This window comes from Salinivirga sp., assembly GCF_055145285.1.
Genome location: NZ_JBSRDC010000071.1, coordinates 1 through 20,633 on the forward strand (window position 1 = coordinate 1; position 20,633 = coordinate 20,633).

Here is a 20,633-nt window from a genome sequence, read left to right on the forward strand (position 1 = left end):
CAGCCATAATTTTAAACACCGCCCATATGTTAGAAAAACAAAAGTAGTCCCCCAATTGTAAAAAACAAAATCATAATGCACTCAATGGAAGTTATTTATGCGTTTGTGTTTTCAAGTTGGGTTAAATACCCGGCCTCCAGAATTCCTTGATATTTGTATTTTTTGTGTTTTTTATTTTGGTGGGAATTAAGAAGGTTTTTGTTTTCAATGTTTTTTTGAGATACACTGTCAATATCAGTTTGGTTTATTGAGTATACTTTATTTTCAGCGGTCTTAATTTTAAGTGTTTTTCCTGAAATGTTTTCAATCACCTCGCCTCTTAAAATAGAACCGTCTTTCAGATAAAATACTTTTTGAGTTTGCTCTTGTGCTGCTGTAATTTGCGCAATAAACATTGCAAGGGTAAGTAAAAGCGTAATTCGCATAGTTCAATTTTTTTTAATCGTTGCTTTTCTGATTGACAAAGATAAACTTTGATTAATAAGGTGCAAGTAATTGTTAAAAAAGCTTTATTCCTGCTTTATCCGTTAACTACCTCATAAAAAAAATATTCTCCTATTGCAGCAAATTGTAAACAATCGTTTGCATGACCTGTTTTTATGGAAAACAGTGTGAATTATGAACTATACAGAAATTTTCAACAAGTTATGGGACGCTTACGCCGAACAGAATAAATCGGCAAAGCGCGTAAAGGAACTATTTGAAAGCAAAGGCGAAACAGTAATCAATGATCATGTCGCTTTCAGAACTTACAACGACCCACGTGTAAACATAGAAAAACTGGCACGCATTTTCAAGGATGCCGGCTATGTAGAAAAAGGCTCCTATGATTTTGAGGCCAAAAAATTGAAAGCCAAACACTATGAATTGCCTGGAGTTGAAGATGCACCCCGTGTTTTCATCAGCGAGTTGCTCCTCGAAGAATTCAGTCCCGAATTGCAGAATACTGTAAAAAAGGCCTTAGACAGTGCTGATCAGGAAGAGCTGGATGCCAAAGAATTGGTGTTTAAAGGCCGTCCATGGAACCCGGTATCCTACAAAACCTATGAAAAATTAAGAGCGGAATCAGAATATGCAGCCTGGGTTTATGTGTATGGGTACAGGGCCAATCACTTCACAGTAAGTGTAGATTACTTGAAAAGCATTGTTGATATAGAAGATGTGAATCAGTTACTCAAAGACAATGGTTTTAAACTCAATAGTTCAGGTGGCGAAGTGAAAGGTACCAAAGAACAATTGTTAAAACAGTCCAGTATCATGGCAGACATCATCCCTGTGCAGTTTGAAGAGGGTGAGTATCAGATTCCGGCCTGCTACTATGAGTTTGCTCAACGCTTCGAAGACGAAAATGGCGAGCGGTACTCCGGCTTTATAGCCAAATCGGCCGATAAAATTTTTGAATCGACAAATTATTACAAAAAGTAAAAGAAATTTCAGCGATCCATCAAAACACAAGCAGCAAGCAGTAATGAATTTTTTTTCGTTACTTGCATTGTTGTTTTTTTATTTAAAGTGATATTATGGAGGTGAAAACAATAAATCAACAATTACTTACCGATGTACTCAACGGTTTGACTCACAGGCCTAAATACCTTGAAAGTAAGTATTTTTATGATGATGAAGGCAGCAGGATTTTTCAGCAAATAATGCAAATGCCGGAGTATTATCTGACCAACTCTGAATATGATATTTTTGATCGCAAACCAGAAGAAATTCTGCAGTGGTTTTCCTTCGGTAACAACCCTGTAGATATTATTGAACTGGGTGCCGGAGATGGCTTCAAGACGCGGGTTCTACTCAGGCATTTCATGAACAAGGAGGCAGATATGCGATATATGCCCGTTGACATAAGCGAAGAAGCTAATCGAAGACTATTGGCAGCTGCCCAAAAAGAGTTGCCCGGCTTATACATTAAACCCTACACCGGTGATTTTTTTGATGTCTTACCTCAAATTCAGATGATCGATAATCGTCGTAAGGTTTTTATGTTCCTGGGGTCAAGCATTGGCAACTTTGATCAACAGGACGCCGTTCGATTCTTTAAGCATATTGGGCAATTTATGAACAAAGAGGATTTGCTTTTTACAGGTTTCGACATGAAAAAAGACCCTGCCATAGTTCTACCCGCTTATGATGACCCGCATGGGTACACGGCAGCATTTAATCTGAATTTGCTCAAACGCATAAACCGGGAACTCGATGCCGATTTTGATGTAAGTGCCTTTAAGCATTATGCTACCTACAACCCGGTATCAGGGGAGGCCAAAAGTTACCTGATAAGTAAAAAAACTCAAAAAGTCAGTATTGGGGTAACAGATCAAACCATACATTTTGATAACTGGGAGCCCATTTTTATGGAAGTATCTCAAAAATATGATGAGGATATGATCCGGAAATTAGCGAATGATAGTCATTTCTCTCTGTTACATAATGTTGCCGATGAAAAACATTATTTTATGAACAGTTTATGGAGAAAAAACATTATTTAAAATAATTATAAATTACTAATTGACATCTTCATAACAAAAATATAATCAGCTTCTTTAATTTACGATGTTTTTAAATATGTCTGTCAAGAATCAAAAGTAGCTTAAAAACGTATATTTATAGGCCAACTTAAAAAACCGATTTATGCGTAATTTTTTTCTAATTAGTTTGGCTTTTGCTTTCATTTCCTTTTCCATGCAAGCTCAAGCTCCCGCCGATTATTATAGTACTGCCACCGGCACAGGCTACACCTTAAAAACACAGTTGCATAACATTATAGATGGACACTCATCACAAACCTATGATGCATTGTGGACTCATTTCCAGACTATTGAGGTAGACAACTACTATGAAAACGATGGAAGTCCGCTCGATGTGTATTCGGAAAATCCAAACGGAGCAGATCCATATAACTGGACTTTTGTGAGCGACCAATGTGGAAATTATTCAGGCGAGGGAAGTTGCTACAATCGTGAGCACAGCTTTCCCAAAAGCTGGTTCAATGATGGCTCACCAATGTATACCGACATGTATCATCTCTACTTAACAGACGGGTATGTGAATGGTCAACGGGGAAATTACCCATTTGGTGAGACAGATAATCCAACCTGGACATCCCAAAATGGGTCCAAAAAAGGCCCATCCGCTTATCCGGGCTATTCTGGTACAGTTTTCGAACCCATAGATGAGTTTAAAGGCGACTTTGCCCGCACCTATTTCTACATGGCCACCCGTTATGAGGATGTGCTGACGAGCTGGAGTAGCCCAATGTTGAATGGAACAACCGATCAGGTATATACGGATTGGGCTTTAAATATGCTTTTGGAGTGGCATGCCAATGACCCTGTTTCACAAAAAGAAATCGATCGTAACAATGGTGTTTATGAGATACAGGGAAACCGCAACCCGTTTATTGATAATCCGGAATGGGTGAATGAAATTTGGGGCGGTGGAACTATTAACCCTGAACCCGATAATCAGGCTACTTCATTTTCTGCGGTAGCTTCAAGTTATTCAACAGTGGAGATCAACTGGACAGATGCCACAGGTACGAACCTGCCCGATGGTTATCTCATAAAAGCTAATACCTCAGGTACTTTTACGGCGCCTGTCGATGGCACCGACCCTGTTGAAGATAATGACCTATCAGACAATATTGCCCTTATAAAAGTGGCCTATGGTAATGAAAATCATGTTTTCAATGCCTTAACCGGAGAAACTTCGTATTATTTTAAAGCCTGGGCATTTAGCAATTATGGAGACAATATTGATTACAAATTAGATGGAGTAGTGCCCACAGATAATGCTACCACACCGGTGGCACCTGTGCCAATTTTAACAGATGATTTTGAAACAGATCTGACGCAATGGACTGTATTGAATGATACTGATCCTGATGCTGAGGCTGTTGTAACTAATTCATGGGGAGGGGCAGAGTCTACCAGTAATGCATTGCTCTTTGATGCACCAAACCCTTCATCTATCTCTTATTTTACTTCTCTTATTGAACATACGTTTGAACAAACATCGGACATTTCGCTCAATTTGTGGTACTATTTTGAAGATTACCGTGGTGGTGAAATTGGCATTTATGTAAATAATATACAATATTATTCAATTGCCACAGAAGGTGGTGGAGACATAGCAATAACAGAAAGCGATACAGATACCTGGAAATATCTGGAGCTTGATTTAGCAGACTATACCTCTACAACCGGAGACTACACAATTAGAATTGAAGGAATAGCAAAATGCTCAGATACCTGGAAAGACCGTGTTGGGATTGATCAAATAGAGGTTTATGGTACCGAAACAGGTACAGGCATTAATATTTATGATAATCAAAAGCTCAGCGTGTATCCAAATCCAGCTACCGCAGAAATCAATGTTGTTTTAAAGGGATTAAACACCATAGCATTATTTGATGTGCAAGGGCATAAAGTTGCTGAGAAAGAAATAGAAGATCGCGGAGCTTTTCAAACGACTCATCTGCCCGCAGGCGTTTATTTTCTTCGCATACAAGGCAAAACGGATGTACGAAAAGTGCTGATATATTAGAAACTTAAAATTTATTTATTCATTATGGTCTACAACTAAAACCAGCGAGTTATGAGGAAAATTGTATTTATACTAGCTCTATCTATTGTTTTTTTGGGAATTCAGGCCCAAATACCAGCAGGATATTATGATGCTGCAACCGGAACAGGGTATACTTTAAAAACACAATTGCACGATATCATTGATGCCCATAGCGCGCAAACCTACGAAGACTTGTGGACCCATTTTCAGATTACCGATGTGGATAACTATTACGAAAATGATGGCAGTCCGTTAGATATGTATTCTGAGAATCCAACAGGTTCTGATCCTTATAATTGGGTTTTCGTAACTGACCAGTGTGGTGATTATTCAGGAGAGGGCAGTTGCTACAACCGCGAGCACAGTTTTCCCAAAAGCTGGTTTAACGATGCGGACCCGATGTATACCGATTTATTTCACATTTATTTAACCGATGGTTATGTGAATAACATGCGGGGAAATTATCCTTTTGGCGAGGTTGATGCACCAGACTGGATTTCGCAGAATGGCTCAGAAAGAGGTCCGAATGTTTACCCGGGGTATGCAGGAACAGTCTTCGAACCCATTGATACCTTTAAAGGCGATTTTGCCCGCGCTTATTTTTACATGGCTACACGTTATGAAGATGTTGTTTCAGGATGGCCCGGCTCAGATATGTTAAACGGTACAGGCGATCAGGTTTTTGAAGACTGGGCGCTGAATATGCTCATGGAATGGCATACCAATGATCCGGTATCACAAACAGAAATAGACAGGAACGATGCTGTATACGGAATACAGGGAAATCGAAATCCATTTATAGATAACCCCGATTGGGTATACGAAATTTGGGGTGATGGAACTTCCGATCCTGAGCCAGACAGCCAGCCAACCAATTTTGCCGCCATGGAAAACGGCAGCGATCAAATTGACCTATCATGGACCGATGCTACAGGCACAAATTTACCCGATGGCTATCTTATAAAAGCTAATACATCAGGCACTTTTACTGCACCTGTTGATGGTACTGACCCGACACTTGACAGCGACCTGTCTGATGGGGAGGCTGTTGTGAAAGCTGGCTATGGTTCGCAAAACTATGCTTTTACAGGGCTTCTAGGCGAAACGACTTATCATTTTAGTATTTGGTCTTATGCCAACAGCGGTACAAGCATTGATTTTCTGACGACCGGTGCCCAAATTATATCTGCAACTACAGAAGCTGGTGGCACCGGAGGAACAACCGTTTGTGAAGATTTCGACGACCAAAGCGGGAACCAGTATCTAAGCTCATTTACCACCGATGATTTTGGTGCATGGACAGCAAGCGATGCTGGTAATTTTGATTTGGGAACACCAAACAATGGTGCTGCCTGCGTGGCCATTAATGATGACACGCCCGGAGCGCATATTACAACGCCGGCATTCAATACAGTGGGGACTGTAAGTTTTTGGTATTATCAGCGAAGTGGTGATGCCAACGACCAGTTTGAATTGCAGGTGTCTGAAGATGGAGGAGCTTTTACAACAGTTACCACACAACCGTATAATGTAGGTGAAACGTACACTGAATTTACATACGACGTAAATTCTTCAAGCAGTAATGTAAAAATAAGAGTACTTAACGATAATATGGCGGCACATTTAATCATCGATGATTTTTGTGTGACTGATTATGGCGGAACACCCGAAATTAAGCCGGAACCGACTAACCATGCAGCAAATTTTAGGCGCGAGCGCTCCGTAAATCTCAGTTGGGCCAACAGCGAAACGCCCGATTATTACATGATTAAAATGAACACAACCGGCTGTGGAGATTTTACCGCACCCATAGACGAAACAACTTATACCGAAAGCAATACATTGAAAATAATTAATGGGACATCAACAAATTACAATTGGTCTAACCTGCCAGCAGATGACACCTATTACTTTATAATTATTCCGTTTAACGGAAGCAGTGGAAGCGAAAACTATAAAACCGACGGCAGCATTCCATGCCTGCAAAAGAACCTTTAGTGCTCGCATTTCCCCACTTTTACTGAATAAACCAACTAAAAACACAGGGAACATGAGACAATTGTATCTTTTTGTAACCTTATTTTTCATTACATTGATTGCCGGTGCGCAGGTGCCGGCTACTTATTACGATGGAATTTCCGGCACCGGATATACATTGAAAACCAATTTGCATAATTTGATAGATGGGCATAATTCCCAAAGTTACGATGCATTGTGGACCCACATGCAATCCACAGATAATGATGGTGTTTATGAAAATGATGGTACGGTGCTCGATATGTACTCGGAGAACCCTACGGGCCCTGATCCCTATAACTTTACCTGGGTTTCGGATCAATGCGGAAATTATTCAGGCGAAGGCAGTTGCTACAATCGTGAACACAGTTTCCCGAAAAGCTGGTTTAACGATGGTTATCCTATGTATACTGATTTATTTCATTTATACCCGACAGATGGCTATGTGAACGGACAGCGGGGAAACTACCCTTTTGGCGAAGTAGGTACAGCCTCATGGACTTCGCAGAATGGCTCGAAAAAAGGTTCTTGTGCGCATGCCAACTATGCAGGTACGGTTTTCGAGCCCATTGATGAATTTAAGGGAGATTTTGCACGTACCTATTTTTACATGGCAACACGGTATGAAGATGTAATTACAGGTTGGAGTAGTGATATCTTGGATGGATCGGCCGATAAAGTATATGTCGACTGGTATCTTGAAACTATGATTGAATGGCACCAAAACGATCCTGTTTCTCAAAAAGAAATTGACCGGAACAATGCGGTATACGATATTCAGGGCAATGCCAACCCGTTTATTGACCATCCGGATTGGGTTACCGAAATTTGGGGCGGAGGCACAATTGACCCAGAACCGGATAATTACCCAACAGCTTTTTCAGCAACTGCCAGTGCATACGACCAGATAGATTTGAGTTGGACAGATGCCACAGGAACCGATTTGCCCGACGGGTATTTAATTAAAGTTAATACCATAGGTAGTTTTACGGCACCTTCCGATGGAACAGACCCTGCCGAAGATTCCGACCTTTCAGACGGAGCCGCAGTGGTAAAAGTAAATCACGGAATAGGAAGTCATACTTTTACCGGCTTAAACGGTGAAACTACTTACTATTTCAAAGTTTGGTCTTATACCAATTATGGTACAAATATTGATTTTAAAACCGACGGAACACCCCCGACTGATAATGCAACAACACTTGCTGCACCCTCTACAATTTATTCCGGCAGCTTTGAAATTGATGCAGAAGGATGGACTTTTTACGATGGTAATGCCGGCGGCGCTGACTGGGAAAGAACAACCGATGGAGCCCCAAATAGCACGTATAGTCCCGGTGATTTAGGAAATGATGGTTCCTTTTATATGTGGGTATATGGTTATAATTCAGATGCAGATGATTGGTTAATCACAAATGCATTTGACCTGTCATCTTATACGAATTGCACAATGAATTTTTATTCATGGGTTCGAAATACAGGAACCGATATTGTAATGAAAGTATCTACAGATTATACAGGTTCAGGAGACCCTTCTGCAAACGGAACATGGACTGATTTATCACCAACTTTACCTGCTTCTGTTGAGGCGTGGACTTCATCAGGTAGTGTTGATTTGAGTGCTTATGATGGTGAAAGTTCAGTTTATATTGCCTTTTATTATGGTGGAACAGATGTTGATAGAAACTGGGCCATCGATGATTACGAAGTAACAGGCTATGCCGCAGGTCCGGCTTTATCTGTATCCCCGTCTTCATTAACAGGTTTTACTTATGAGGAGAGTTCAGGTCCGTCAACAGTTCAGTCTTTTATGCTTTCAGGTAGTGATTTGGATGGAACGGATGTTACATTAACCCCGCCAACGAACTATGAGATTTCTACTTCTGATTTTGCAGCCACAAACCCAATAACATTAAGTAGTTATTATGGTTCCGAAACAACCATTTATGTACGCCTGAAAGCGGGTTTGTCAGCAGGGACATACAACAGCGAAAATATATCAATCTCCGGAGGAGGGGATGCAGAAGGTGTAAGTGTTTCGTGCAGCGGTGAGGTAACTCCGCCACCCGACCCCGAACCCGCCAATCAACCCACAGCCTTCACAGCCACAGCCAACGGTTCCGACCAAATTGACCTGGGCTGGACCGATGCCGACCCCGGTTCACAGGTGCCGGCCGGTTATTTAATCAAAGCCAATGAAAGCGGTACTTTTTCAGACCCTTCAGACGGCACCGACCCCGCTGAAGATACAGATTTAAGCGATGGCAGTGCAGTCGTAAAAGTTGCCCACGCTAGCGGTGCCAGTTATTCGTTTACCGGGCTTTCTGCCGAAACGCAATACTACTTCAAAATATGGTCGTACACCAATTCCGGTTCAGATATTAATTTTAAAATTGATGGAACGCCGCCTACGGCTAATGCGACAACTGATGCGGCAGCAACTTCAATGTGTGAGGTTTTTAACAGCGGTTTAGCAGGTTCTTACACTACGGGTACTCAAACTTTATCTACTGGTGATTGGTATACTGTTGCAGTATATGCAGAGGATGCAATTGCCTCTAATGGAGGAACCGGTTCTGCTGCAAGACTTAATGATGATACACCCAATGCAAGTTTAAGAACTCCATCTTTGAATTCTGTTGGTACTGTTACATTTTGGTATCGTGAATTGAATTCTGGCGGTGGTACTTTTGTTTTGCAAAAAAGCTATGATAATTCTGTTTGGACTGATGTCACAAGTCAAGTATATAGTGGAACTACTTTTACAGAATTTTCTTATGACGTGAATGATGGGGTAAATCCTGTATACATTAGAATTCTTAATGATAATCAGGCAGGTCATTTGATAATTGATGACTTTTGCTGGACTTCCTATTCAACCCCTTCCAACGACTCCGACTCCGATGTCTCCGCCGGAGCAGGGTCCGAACCCGCCACCATTGCCTCAACCGTTGACGCGGCCGGCGAAGAAATTGCCGTGCTCGACTTTACCTTTACTGATGCAGGAAGTGGTGACGAATTGGCTACCATTATCGACGAAATTCAAATCACACAGGGCAGCGCCAACGATGTGGCCGACTGGACCAATGCCATTGCAGGAGCTTATCTGAATGGAAATGATGTGACGGATTTAGCCGGAACTGTTAATGCGACCAACATTACTTTTGCCAGCAACGATATGATTTCCATTACCGACGGTACAAGTGAAACCTACACACTCAAAATTTACCTGAAAACCGATTTGAGCGGCATAACCGACAACAATAACCTGGAATTTGCCCTGAATTATACGAACATTACAGCCGATGCATCCGGCTCCTCGTTTGGCTCCGGCGCGCCGGAGAGTGGCGATACCAACGTGGCTATTGATATTACAGCCACTGAAATACGTTTTGTTGCACAGCCGGTAACTTCTGTGGTTGATCAGATAATGTGGCAAAATCCAGATGTAAAAGTTACGGATGTCAATGGAAATGTTGATGTGGATTATGCTGATGCCATTGCTGTTACTTCAAACGGCACTATGACAGGGGATCCTGTGTCAGGGGCATGGGCAGGTAATGTAGCTACATTTAGTGGTATAACCCATGAAGCAACCGGAAAAGGCCTAACACTCACGGCATCATCGGGTGTATTAACAGATGGAACAAGCGACCCGTTTGATGTAAACAAATACTGCACAGAATTAATGATTTCAGAGTATCTTGAAGGTGATTTAAAAAACAAAGCCATTGAATTATTTAATGGAACCGGAGCAGCAATAGATCTTTCATTATATGAGTTACGTCAGGACAATAATCATGATGGTACTTTTGAACGCACTTTAAGTCTTACAGGTAGTTTGGCTCATGGTAAAGTTTATTTGATTGCCCACCAGGACGGCGCCGATCTAATTGCCAGTGTTGGAGAAAGTAATATTGATTTATTATCAGGTAATACTACCATAGAATTTAATGGAGATGACCCTGTTGGGCTTTTTAAAGATGATGGGGTTAAAGCTTTTAACTTAATAGATGTAGTTAGTGATGCGTCGGGTAATTATCAGGATGTTAACCTGAGGCGAAAATCTAATGTTTTTGAACCCAACACTACCTTTACGTTAGATGAATGGACAGCGGAAGCCTTTAACTATACGCCACTTGGAACAACAGAAAATCCACTCCCCGTTACCTGGTGCGGTGTGTCAGCCAAACCTACAGACAAAGGCGTTGCCATTAATTGGAGTACCGCTTCGGAGGTGAATAACGACTATTTCACCGTGGAGTTTTCAACCGACAATCGTCACTTCAATCAGGTGGGTCGGGCAGGAGGTGCAGGAAACACAAATACAGTAAAAAATTATAGCTATTTGCATAAAACTCCGGTATCTGGGGTGAATTACTATCGTATTAAGCAAGTCGATTTCGATGGTGCTATTGATTATAGTAAAATTGTTTCTGCCAATTGGAATGGTATGGAACTAAATGAATTGAGCATTGAGTATGTTCATTGGTCTACAAATGAACATAAAGCGATGATTCATTTTATTCCCGGTAAATTTGTCGAAATTTCCATTTATAACATAACAGGCAAACAGGTTTACAAAGAAACAGTAAAAGTTGCATCAGCTTATTATATACACAGTATCAATAAGAGCAATTTGCAGGATGGTATCTACATTATGCGTGTCAGATCTGGCGAAAATATAGCCCAGCAAAAATTTGTGGTAAGCGGTTTCTAAAAATATTGGTTTACCAGGTTTTTATTTGATAGAGGCTGCCGCTACGGGTCAATTTGCCTGCGCGTACCTCCAAACCTTCTCGATTTAACATTGGGCTCTAAAGGAGGAATCGCCAACGCACGGGTGGTGAAGCTACTTTACCTGAAAACACTTCCGAACGGTATATAATTCTGTCACTACCTGCATTATACCATCCAAAAGTATTGGGGAGGCGAGGTCTCGGAATGAAGAGGATTATTGACCTTTTTAGACTTCATCTGTTTTTTTAACTTATAATTAACTCTACCTCAATCTACTGGTAGTAATAGCTTGTAGGGAGATGGCTGTTTTATGTGATAAAAATATGTAACGAAGTTCAATTATTGGCGTCATATTAATGAAACCCTTTTCAAAACCCGATTCTCTTGATCTTTGAACCGTTAAATCCTTAAAGCCATGAAAAACCTTTTTTTAGTTTTATCTGTCGTTATGGTGCTCTTTGCAGCAACCGGCTCCGCACAAGCCAATAATATTCCACCCACAAACAAAGCGGATGAATTGGCTTATATTAAAAACCTGATCGATAAAAATATCGATTATCCGTACATGTGTGATCAATTTGAATGTGGATTGGTAAAAGCACAATTTATCATTAATCGCGATCAAACGATCGACGTGGTGGCCATTAACGGTGAACCTGAACTGACTACTTATGTCAAAAACCAATTAAAACAGGTCTCAGTAGCCTATCCCAGACTCATTGGCCGGCAATTTATTTGCAAGTTCGATTTTCGAAGTGCTTAATTGAGCGAAATCCAAAATTCAATTCACGAGGTCAGCTAATAAAACCCCGTTGCAAAATAAATTGTCTGGGATTATGTTTGCTGACCTTGTTGTTTTACATCCGGGATAACCTTAGCCCGATTCTTGAAAAATGGAAATCTTGTAAGTGTTTATATTCAATCAACTATTTATACCTGTTGATGTGTTTTTATTGAACAAATCAACAGGTAGACAGCTTCTGTTATTTATAAATCATTCCAACTTACCTTCTTTATTAGTTTTAGCTGCAATAATATAAAAGTGTATTCTATGATACCTCACATTTTTTTATTAATTTTTGGCGAACGTTTTCTTAAAAGCGCTTAATGATAAAAAAATTAAATGTTTGCTATTGAGTGTTTTGTGTGTCTTGTAATAAATTTTGGCCTGATTTCTGATTATATTTAAAAGCCTCTTAAACCTATAAAAACCTATAAAAACCTATAAAAACCAATAATAAAACCACTTTTAAAACCACTTTTAAATCCACAAATACGATGAAAAAGAAAGTACTCGTTGTAGACGATTTTGAAAATACACGCTGGATTGTTCAACAAATTCTTCAGAAAGAAGAAGAACTTGAGGTGCTTAGTGCGGCCAATGGCAAAGAGGCTTTGCAACACTTCGAATCCACCCACATCGATTTGCTTGTTACAGATTTAAATATGCCCGAGATGGATGGTATAGAACTGGTTAAAGCTGTAAGGGCTAAAGATCGTTACAAGTTTATACCAATTATTATGCTAACTACAGAGCGCAATCCTGAAAAAAAGCAGAAGGCCCTGGATATTAAAGTAACCACCTGGATACAGAAGCCTTTTGAGCAAGGTCAGTTCAGAAAAATAATACGTAAAGCACTGAGGCTTAAATAATGGAAAACTATCAGGCCAGATTTAGTCACGAAGTTCTAGAGTTACTGGAAGGGCTCGAAGGAAGTCTTATTCAGCTTGAGAAAAACCCTCAGGATGGAGAGTCGATTGCTGAGCTTTTCAGGGTAATGCATACCATAAAAGGTACTGCCTCCATGTTTGGTTTTGCCAATATGGGAAAACTTACCCATGATGTAGAAGATTTATTCCAAATAGTACGTTCGGGAGATCTGGCTGTTGATGAGCAGATTATCAAAATAAGCTTTGATACGGTAGATGCATTGCGTGCTATGCTTGATACAAGAGATCAACTTGCGGGCGATTTACAAACCAAATATAATGATATTCTTACCAACGTAGCACAAATACTTGATTCATATAGCTCTGATGCCCCCGAAACACAAGAAAAATCAACAATTGAACCGGGTAATGCAAATCAGATGTTTTATGTACGTTATCAGCCAGATAGCGATGTATTGGAACGCGGCATTGATCCTTTAGGTGTGTTTGATGAGTTCGAAGATGAAGGTCAATTTCTCGCTTTTCTCGATTTAACCTTAGTGCCTTCGATCGAGGCTTTTGATACGGAAAAAACATTTTTAGCATGGGATATTTTTTGTACTGGCTTAAATGATCAGGAGACACTGGAGGATATTTTCATGTTCTTTCTCAGTCATGAATATACAATTGTTCCATTTAAAGGTAATGAACTTAAAAAACAAGACCAGTTTAAAGATATTCTGACACGCCTTGAATATTACAAGATGGACGAATCCGATTTATTTCTCCAGCTCGACCATTTATGTAATGGATGTTTTACAGGTAAAAAAGATGCAGCAAATAGAACCACAGCAGATAATAACCTTAAAGAACAAACAGAAGAAAAAGTACAGCAGGTAAAGGAAATGATTAGGGTAGATGCTGGTCGACTGGATGAACTCATTAATCTGGTAAGCGACCTGGTAACGCTTAATAGTCAGTTGGAGTTAAGAGCAAAATCGTTGGGCGATGACCAATTGCAAAAGCAGGTATTGAATCTGAGTAAGTTGTCTAAAAACTTTCGCGATAACGCGTTAAACCTGAGATTGGTGCCCGTGGAGAGCCTCACTATCAAGATGCAACGTATGGTACGGGACCTGGCGAATAATTTGGGTAAAAAAATCGATTTTATTACAGAAGGCACCAATACAGAACTCGACAAAAATATCATCAGCCGGCTCGAAGGTCCGGTACTTCATATCATCAGAAACTGTCTCGATCATGCCATTGAAATGCCGGAGGAACGCCTCAAACAAAACAAACCCGAAAATGGCATCGTGCGTTTTATTGCCTTTTATTCAGGAGCCAATGTCTTTATTCAGATACAGGATGATGGGCGTGGTATTGACCCGGCTAAGGTAAGGCAAAAAGCCATAGACAAAGGAATGATAGCTGCCGACGAGCAAATATCAGATGAGCAGGCCTATAACTTCATTTTTGAACCGGGCTTTACTACAGCAACAGAGATTTCTGACGTTTCAGGGCGCGGTGTAGGCCTCGACAGCGTTAGAAAGCAAATTGCAGAAATGCGCGGACAGATTGATGTGGAATCTGAAATAGATTTAGGCACCAGTTTTACCATAAAATTGCCATTAACCCTGTCTATTATTGATACACTCATGACAAAAGTCGGCAAGCAAACATTGCTTGTACCTATGGAGTACGTGGTAAAAACAATGTTTGTAACCAATGTGGACAAACCAAACATTGCCTATGAAGATTCCATAATTCCCCTGATAAACATGAATAAATTGATGGATGAACCCTTACCTGAACGTAAAATGAGGGCCATCATAATAAGACATTACAACAAGCGGTATGCAATAGCGGTGGATCAAATTCTGCGCGACTACCAGGCTGTTGTGAAACCGTTGGGAGCCTACAACCGCCACCATCCCTTTTTCTCAGGTTCCAGCATAATGGGAGATGGCAGTTTGGCTGTAATACTCGATATTAACCGTTTAATAAAACACCAAAAGCAAAATAATTCATAAGCATTATGACAGAAAATTCTGAACATAAATCTATACTGCATTTTCAGCTTGGCAATGAGACACTCGGTGTGAGCGTGTCGAATGTGTTGGAAGTGCTGCGAAATAACGGATTGACCCCAATTCCGCGGTCAGCCGATTTTGTGCGTGGTATTGTACAATTCCGTGGTGAGATTATTACCGTAATCGACTTTTCCGAGAAACTTAACTTGCATGAAAATGAACCAACAAGTGGAAAAGTTATTATTGTATTTCAAATCAATACAGATGACCACGAATTTAAGGTTGGAATTTTGGCTGACGATGTTAAGGCAGTGGAAGAACTACAGCAAACAGATATTAAAACAGTAGACGAGATTACACACTATTACAATCCAGAATACCTTGAAGGAGTTGTGAAACTGAACGAAGAATTTGTAATTGTATTGAACGTCAATAAAATATTCTCTGATAAAGAGATAGATCTAATAAAAACAACAGCAAAAAACGAAAAAAAATAATATTATGAGTGATTTAATGGTTTTAGGCTTAACTTCATTGGGCGGTATCGTAATAATGGGAACCGTGCTGTTCATAATTTTCCGGAAATCAATATCCTTTATAGTGGGCTTATTGGTTTTGTTATCATCACTCGGTACACTTGTTTTGGCAAGTATCGATTTAAGCGACAATGTGTTTGTAGACAAATTGCTCGGAATACTAATTCTGGTTACCATTATGTCTGCTCTGCTATTAGCTTTTGATCGCAATGTAGGCCGGCACCTGAGGATGCTTACACACAAGATTAACCAGATTTCACATGGCGATTTATCCGTAGATTTTGATCAGGACTTGACCAGGAAAAATAATGAAATCGGTGAAATTGTAAGCTCAATGACCAGAATGATAGCTACTTTGAGAGAGAGTGCAGAGGTAGCCAAAAATGTCGCTGATGGGCAGTTATATGTAGAAATAAAAGCGGATAGAAAAGGTGATTTGGATAATGCCTTACGCAATATGATTAATAACTTAAAACGTATTGCCGTGGAAATAAAATCAGCTTCAGCACAGGTAGAGCAAGGCAGTGAGCAAGTTAGTGAATCGGCCCAGAGCATATCGTCAGGTGCAAGCGAACAGGCGGCTTCTTCAGAAGAAGTAGCAACTTCAATGGAGGAAATGTCGACCAATATTCAGCAAAACACAGAACATGCCACAGAGGCTGAAAAAGTGGCCGAAACCGTAGCCAAAGATATCGAGAGCGTTAGCAATTCTTTTACCGAAAGTGCTAAGGCTATGCAACAGATTAAAGAAAGAATTGAAAATATTAAGGATATTGCAGAACGCACAGACTTGCTGGCCATTAATGCGGCTATAGAAGCAGCCCGGGCAGGAGAGTACGGTAAAGGTTTTGCAGTGGTGGCCGGCGAGATTCGGGAATTGGCAGAAAATAGCCAGAAAACTTCAGAGCTTATATCCAATGTAGCCATGAAAAGTCTTGACCAGTTTAACGATTCCGAAGAGAAACTATACAAGGTAATTCCGGAAATTAACAAAACGGCTACACTTGTGAAAGAAATATCAGCAGCGAGTGGTGAACAAAATAGTGGTGTTTCAGAAATCAACCAGGCACTGCAGCAACTTTCTTCTGTTACACAAAGCAACTCTGCCTTAGCCGAACAAATGGCTTCAAGCGCCGAAGAGCTTTCATCGCAAAGCGTGAGCCTTAATGATGCCATTGGGTTCTTAAAAACTACCCGTGAAGAATTTGACTTATCACAACGGGAAGAACTGCAAAAAGAATTTGAGCGGTTAAAGCAGGTGTTAACCAATGAACCTCAGTCCACCAAAAAATCAAAATCAGTGCAGGCAACTTTTAATACAAAAGATGATGAAGAGAATCAAGGCCAGAATAAAAAAGGTGGTGTAAACCTTAATCTGGACGATGAAGATTTTGAAGGTTACCAAAAATCATAAACTGAAATTAATAAACCAAAAGCCGTGATAATTTTTATTTATCACGGCTTTTTGTTTAAATATTTCACTCAAACCATTCTTTCATCATTTTAAGGGTTTTGCGTGCTTGTATTTGAAAGGGAACAATGACCCATAAATAGGCACCCAAAGCAATCCATAAACCTATTTTTACTACCTCCTCGTATTGGCGTGTTTCCCAGAAATTAGCCAACAGGAGGCCAAAAGCTAAAATTAATAATGGTATTATTACACGCAAATGCGGGTTTGCCATGGTCAGGGTTATCCGGCTTTTATCTTTGTTTTCAGTGACGAATCCGCGTATATGAACCGGTGAAATATTCCAATAGGGTACTACGGGTCTCACAGCAAAATGGTCTTCTTTTATCTTTCCCCATAAGGCTTTATTAAAAGACTTGCCCCAATAAAAGGCAGGGCTTTTATTCTCTGTATGTTTTGATAAAAGTTCGTTTACTTCTTCCTTTGAAAGTTTTGTATCTATCTGTGTGTGAATCAATGGCCAAAATTTCATAAGTCCTCCTTTATTACTTATAACAGGTTAAAAAGGCTCTGGTTCAACGAATCCCTGTTTTTTTATCAGCATATTTTATGCTTCTTGCACTACTAATCATGATTTTCAATCGTTTGCATATTTTTAAACGTACGAAATCTCACATATAGAATTAATTATCGCAGGAATTAATTAATTTTACACACCTAAAACTATAAAATCGTAATTATGACAAAAATATTTGATGCAGTAAAGCCAGGCGTGCTTTTCGGAAAAGATGTAACACGGGTATTGGAGATAGCCAAAAAAGAAAAATTTGCCATCCCGGCGGTGAATGTTGTAGGAACAAACTCTATTAATGCAGTATTGGAAGCTGCAAAAACTGTAAACTCACCAGTTATTATACAATTTTCGAATGGCGGAGCTTCATTTTATGCCGGTAAAGGAATAGATTTGCCCGGGCAGGAAGCTGCTGTTGCAGGTGCTGTAGCAGGTGCTTTGCATGTCAACCATATGGCCGAACTTTACGGCGTACCCGTAATATTACATACTGACCACGCAGCCAAAAAGCTGTTACCCTGGATTGATGGTTTACTTGATGCCTCAGAAGCACAATTTGAAGCTACAGGCAAACCACTTTTTTCTTCTCACATGCTCGATCTCTCAGAAGAACCGCTTGAAGAAAATATTGCCACTTGTGCTAAGTATCTGGAGCGGATGGATACAATGGGAATGACACTCGAAATCGAACTGGGTGTTACCGGTGGTGAAGAAGATGGAGTTGACAATACGAATATAGATTCTTCGGCGCTCTACACGCAGCCTGAAGAAGTCTATTATGCCTATAAAGAACTGAATAAGGTTTCTTCTAATTTTACCATTGCCGCATCGTTTGGTAACGTGCATGGTGTATACAAGCCGGGAAATGTAAAATTGACACCAAAAATACTGGATAACTCTCAACAATACATTCAGGAAAAAGAGGGTACCGAAGGTAAACCTGTCAATTTTGTATTCCATGGAGGTTCGGGTTCTTCTTTGGAAGAAATACGGGAAGCCATCGATTATGGTGTAATAAAAATGAACATCGATACCGATACCCAGTGGGCAGCCTGGAACGGTGTAAGGGAATATGAAGCTAAAAATCATGATTATTTGCAAGCTCAAATTGGTAATCCCGAAGGAGCGGATAAACCCAATAAGAAATATTACGATCCGAGAAAATGGTTGCGCGAGCTCGAAAAATCAATGGTGGAGCGCCTGAAACAAGCATTCTCTGATTTGAATTGTATCGACAGAAACTAAGCATATATTCTAAAACAAAAAAAGGCTGTTTAATTATTTCAAACAGCCTTTTTTTACTTTAAATCTTTTATTGATTCCCTAATATAAGCGGCATGCCACCTTCTCCACTACCAATACCACAACCTTACTGTTTGGTGATTCTGATAATTTTACGGTGGCTTCTATTCCACGCATGCGGAGGAGGCTTCTGGTCAAACTTGCGTTGATAATTTTGTTTGCGCGTGACTCTCCTTCGGCTTCAATGCGTTTCCTTTCTGCTTCACTTTTTTCTTTTTCGAGCTTAAACTTATATGCTAAAGCTTCCTGCTCTTGCGTAAGCTTATTTTCAATGGCCAATTTAATATCTTTAGGCAATTGAATGGAGCGGATTAAAAGAGCTCGCATATCTATAAAATTGTTACTTAGTTTTTTACCGGCTTCATCAATGATAGTTTGTTTAACTTCTGATCGTTTAGTAGAGTAGATTTCCTCTGCTGTATACCGCCCTGCAACCTGTCTTACAGTACTCCGTATTTCGGGTATTATCAGTTGATTTATGTAATCTAATCCAAATTGGCGGTGCAAATAAGGTATTTTTTTGTATATGGGATTATAACGCACTGAAACATCTATATTCACAGAAAGGCCGTTTTTGTCCAGCACATCCATAGGTTCCTCTGATGATTGCTCTTTTACATTGTATGTAATAAAGTCGTTCCAGGGAGCAACAACATGAAAACCTGGGATAAAAACATTTGCTGTGTCCAGCCCGTCACCAAATTGACGGAAAATAATGGCCCGCTCGCCCGGACTTACTGTGTAAAACATGCTGCTGCCAAAGAAAACTATCAGTATAAAAACACCGATAATTGCAATAATTAGTTGTTGAAGTCCTTTTTACATAGTTTTAAGGTTTTAATAATTAATTGTCAAATTTATTTTGTGTGTGCATTAATCTGTTCCTGGCATAGCAGTTAAAACCTTAAAGGTGCCTTTGGGTACAATACTTAATACTGGTACTGGGGAACTGTGTACAACTTCTTTGGCAAAGGAGCCCATAAAAAATTGTACTATTTCTGGTTGTTGATGAGTAGTTATAATAACCAAATCTCCGTCTTGCTCCTGAACATATTCTAAAAACTTTTTGCGTCGGTTGCCATCGTAAAAGCGGAAATCAGTTTGTATTTCAATTCCGGATTTTTCAACAAAATCTTCAACCTGTCGTAACTGACCTTTAAGATGTCCCACTATACCATCGTCGCGTGTAGAAGAAAAAGATACTGCAAAAATTTTACTGTGAAATTTTTTAGCCAATTTTACGGCATCAGTTACTTTCTCTCGTGTTTCCTTTGTTAGGTCTAATGGCAGGATAATATTGTTCAGGTTTTTGCTTGCACAGCCATTTTTCACTGTTACCACCGGTATTTCTGCCTCTGTAGCAACCCTGAGGGCATTACTTCCAATAATCTTTTTCTTGATATTGTCAGCTGTTGACGTACCCATAACAATGAGTTCCGCATTCACCTGGTTGGCTTGATCTAAAATAGTATCACAAAGTTTTCCTTCTACAACAATGGTAGAAAACTCCGGTGGTGTATCCTGAGAGAGTTCTTCTGCTTCCTTTACGAGCGCTTGTTCAATGCTTACAATTTGTGTTTCGCGTTCTTTATCCTCCATAAAGATCCATGGTGGTAAATTCGGACGAATTACGTGTAAAAGGAAAATTCTTGCGCCGTTTTCGTTAGCAATCTGAATGGCTTGATATATGCCTTCTTTTGATTGTTCCGAGAAATCTACAGGAACGAGTATTCTGGCTTCTTTTTTTTCCATTTGTTGATATATTTGTAACGTTCAGTTATTGTTTTGTATGCTTTTTGATTCAAAGT

The 20,633-nt window shown here is 39.9% G+C and carries 15 protein-coding genes; 11 read left to right on the forward strand and 4 right to left on the reverse strand.

Annotated elements, in window-relative coordinates; all coding sequences use genetic code 11:
• Positions 1-95: 95 nt before the first annotated feature.
• Positions 96-425, reverse strand: coding sequence for a hypothetical protein (locus tag ACTB0Y_RS14925; RefSeq protein ID WP_463207631.1), 330 nt, complete (start codon positions 423-425; stop codon positions 96-98).
• A 193-nt stretch (positions 426-618) separates the two neighbouring features.
• Here ACTB0Y_RS14925 and ACTB0Y_RS14930 point away from each other — a divergent pair, with 193 nt between their 5' ends.
• From ACTB0Y_RS14930 to ACTB0Y_RS14975, 10 genes are all read left to right on the forward strand, one after another.
• Positions 619-1,425, forward strand: a complete 807-nt coding sequence (locus ACTB0Y_RS14930; RefSeq protein ID WP_463207632.1) for a 2-oxoadipate dioxygenase/decarboxylase family protein — start codon at positions 619-621, stop codon at positions 1,423-1,425.
• A 95-nt stretch (positions 1,426-1,520) separates the two neighbouring features.
• Positions 1,521-2,489 (forward strand): L-histidine N(alpha)-methyltransferase, encoded by a 969-nt coding sequence (locus ACTB0Y_RS14935; RefSeq protein WP_463207633.1) that lies wholly within the window; start codon positions 1,521-1,523, stop codon positions 2,487-2,489.
• Positions 2,490-2,631: 142 nt separating this feature from the next.
• Positions 2,632-4,545, forward strand: a complete 1,914-nt coding sequence (locus ACTB0Y_RS14940; protein ID WP_463207634.1) for an endonuclease — start codon at positions 2,632-2,634, stop codon at positions 4,543-4,545.
• Between the two features lie 51 nt (positions 4,546-4,596).
• Positions 4,597-6,564, forward strand: a complete 1,968-nt coding sequence (locus tag ACTB0Y_RS14945) for an endonuclease (protein WP_463207635.1) — start codon at positions 4,597-4,599, stop codon at positions 6,562-6,564.
• Positions 6,565-6,616: 52 nt separating this feature from the next.
• A complete protein-coding gene (locus ACTB0Y_RS14950) occupies positions 6,617-11,302 on the forward strand; it encodes an endonuclease (RefSeq protein WP_463207636.1) in 4,686 nt (1,561 codons plus the stop codon).
• A 435-nt stretch (positions 11,303-11,737) separates the two neighbouring features.
• Positions 11,738-12,085 (forward strand): hypothetical protein, encoded by a 348-nt coding sequence (locus ACTB0Y_RS14955; RefSeq protein ID WP_463207637.1) that lies wholly within the window; start codon positions 11,738-11,740, stop codon positions 12,083-12,085.
• A 515-nt stretch (positions 12,086-12,600) separates the two neighbouring features.
• Positions 12,601-12,975 carry a response regulator gene (locus ACTB0Y_RS14960; RefSeq protein WP_463207638.1) on the forward strand — a complete coding sequence of 125 codons (375 nt, stop codon included), beginning with the start codon at positions 12,601-12,603 and terminating at the stop codon, positions 12,973-12,975.
• Entirely contained in the window at positions 12,975-15,005 is a 2,031-nt protein-coding gene (locus ACTB0Y_RS14965; protein ID WP_463207639.1) for a chemotaxis protein CheA, read from the forward strand. The genes ACTB0Y_RS14960 and ACTB0Y_RS14965 overlap by 1 nt, the downstream gene beginning before the upstream one ends.
• Before the next feature lie 5 nt (positions 15,006-15,010).
• The gene (locus tag ACTB0Y_RS14970; protein ID WP_463207640.1) at positions 15,011-15,502 is read left to right on the forward strand and encodes a chemotaxis protein CheW; all 492 of its coding nucleotides are present in this window, start codon (positions 15,011-15,013) and stop codon (positions 15,500-15,502) included.
• 4 nt (positions 15,503-15,506) lie between these two features.
• Positions 15,507-16,955, forward strand: a complete 1,449-nt coding sequence (locus ACTB0Y_RS14975; RefSeq protein ID WP_463207641.1) for a methyl-accepting chemotaxis protein — start codon at positions 15,507-15,509, stop codon at positions 16,953-16,955.
• A gap of 64 nt (positions 16,956-17,019) precedes the next feature.
• Here ACTB0Y_RS14975 and ACTB0Y_RS14980 read toward each other — a convergent pair whose 3' ends face one another.
• Positions 17,020-17,484 (reverse strand): hypothetical protein, encoded by a 465-nt coding sequence (locus tag ACTB0Y_RS14980; RefSeq protein ID WP_463207642.1) that lies wholly within the window; start codon positions 17,482-17,484, stop codon positions 17,020-17,022.
• 207 nt (positions 17,485-17,691) lie between these two features.
• Here ACTB0Y_RS14980 and fbaA point away from each other — a divergent pair, with 207 nt between their 5' ends.
• Positions 17,692-18,768: a class II fructose-bisphosphate aldolase gene (gene fbaA / locus ACTB0Y_RS14985; protein WP_463207643.1), complete on the forward strand. Its 1,077-nt coding sequence runs from the start codon at positions 17,692-17,694 to the stop codon at positions 18,766-18,768.
• 78 nt (positions 18,769-18,846) lie between these two features.
• Here fbaA and ACTB0Y_RS14990 read toward each other — a convergent pair whose 3' ends face one another.
• Positions 18,847-19,575: a prohibitin family protein gene (locus tag ACTB0Y_RS14990; RefSeq protein ID WP_463207644.1), complete on the reverse strand. Its 729-nt coding sequence runs from the start codon at positions 19,573-19,575 to the stop codon at positions 18,847-18,849.
• A 123-nt stretch (positions 19,576-19,698) separates the two neighbouring features.
• The gene (locus ACTB0Y_RS14995) at positions 19,699-20,577 is read right to left on the reverse strand and encodes a universal stress protein (protein WP_463207645.1); all 879 of its coding nucleotides are present in this window, start codon (positions 20,575-20,577) and stop codon (positions 19,699-19,701) included.
• Positions 20,578-20,633: the final 56 nt, after the last annotated feature.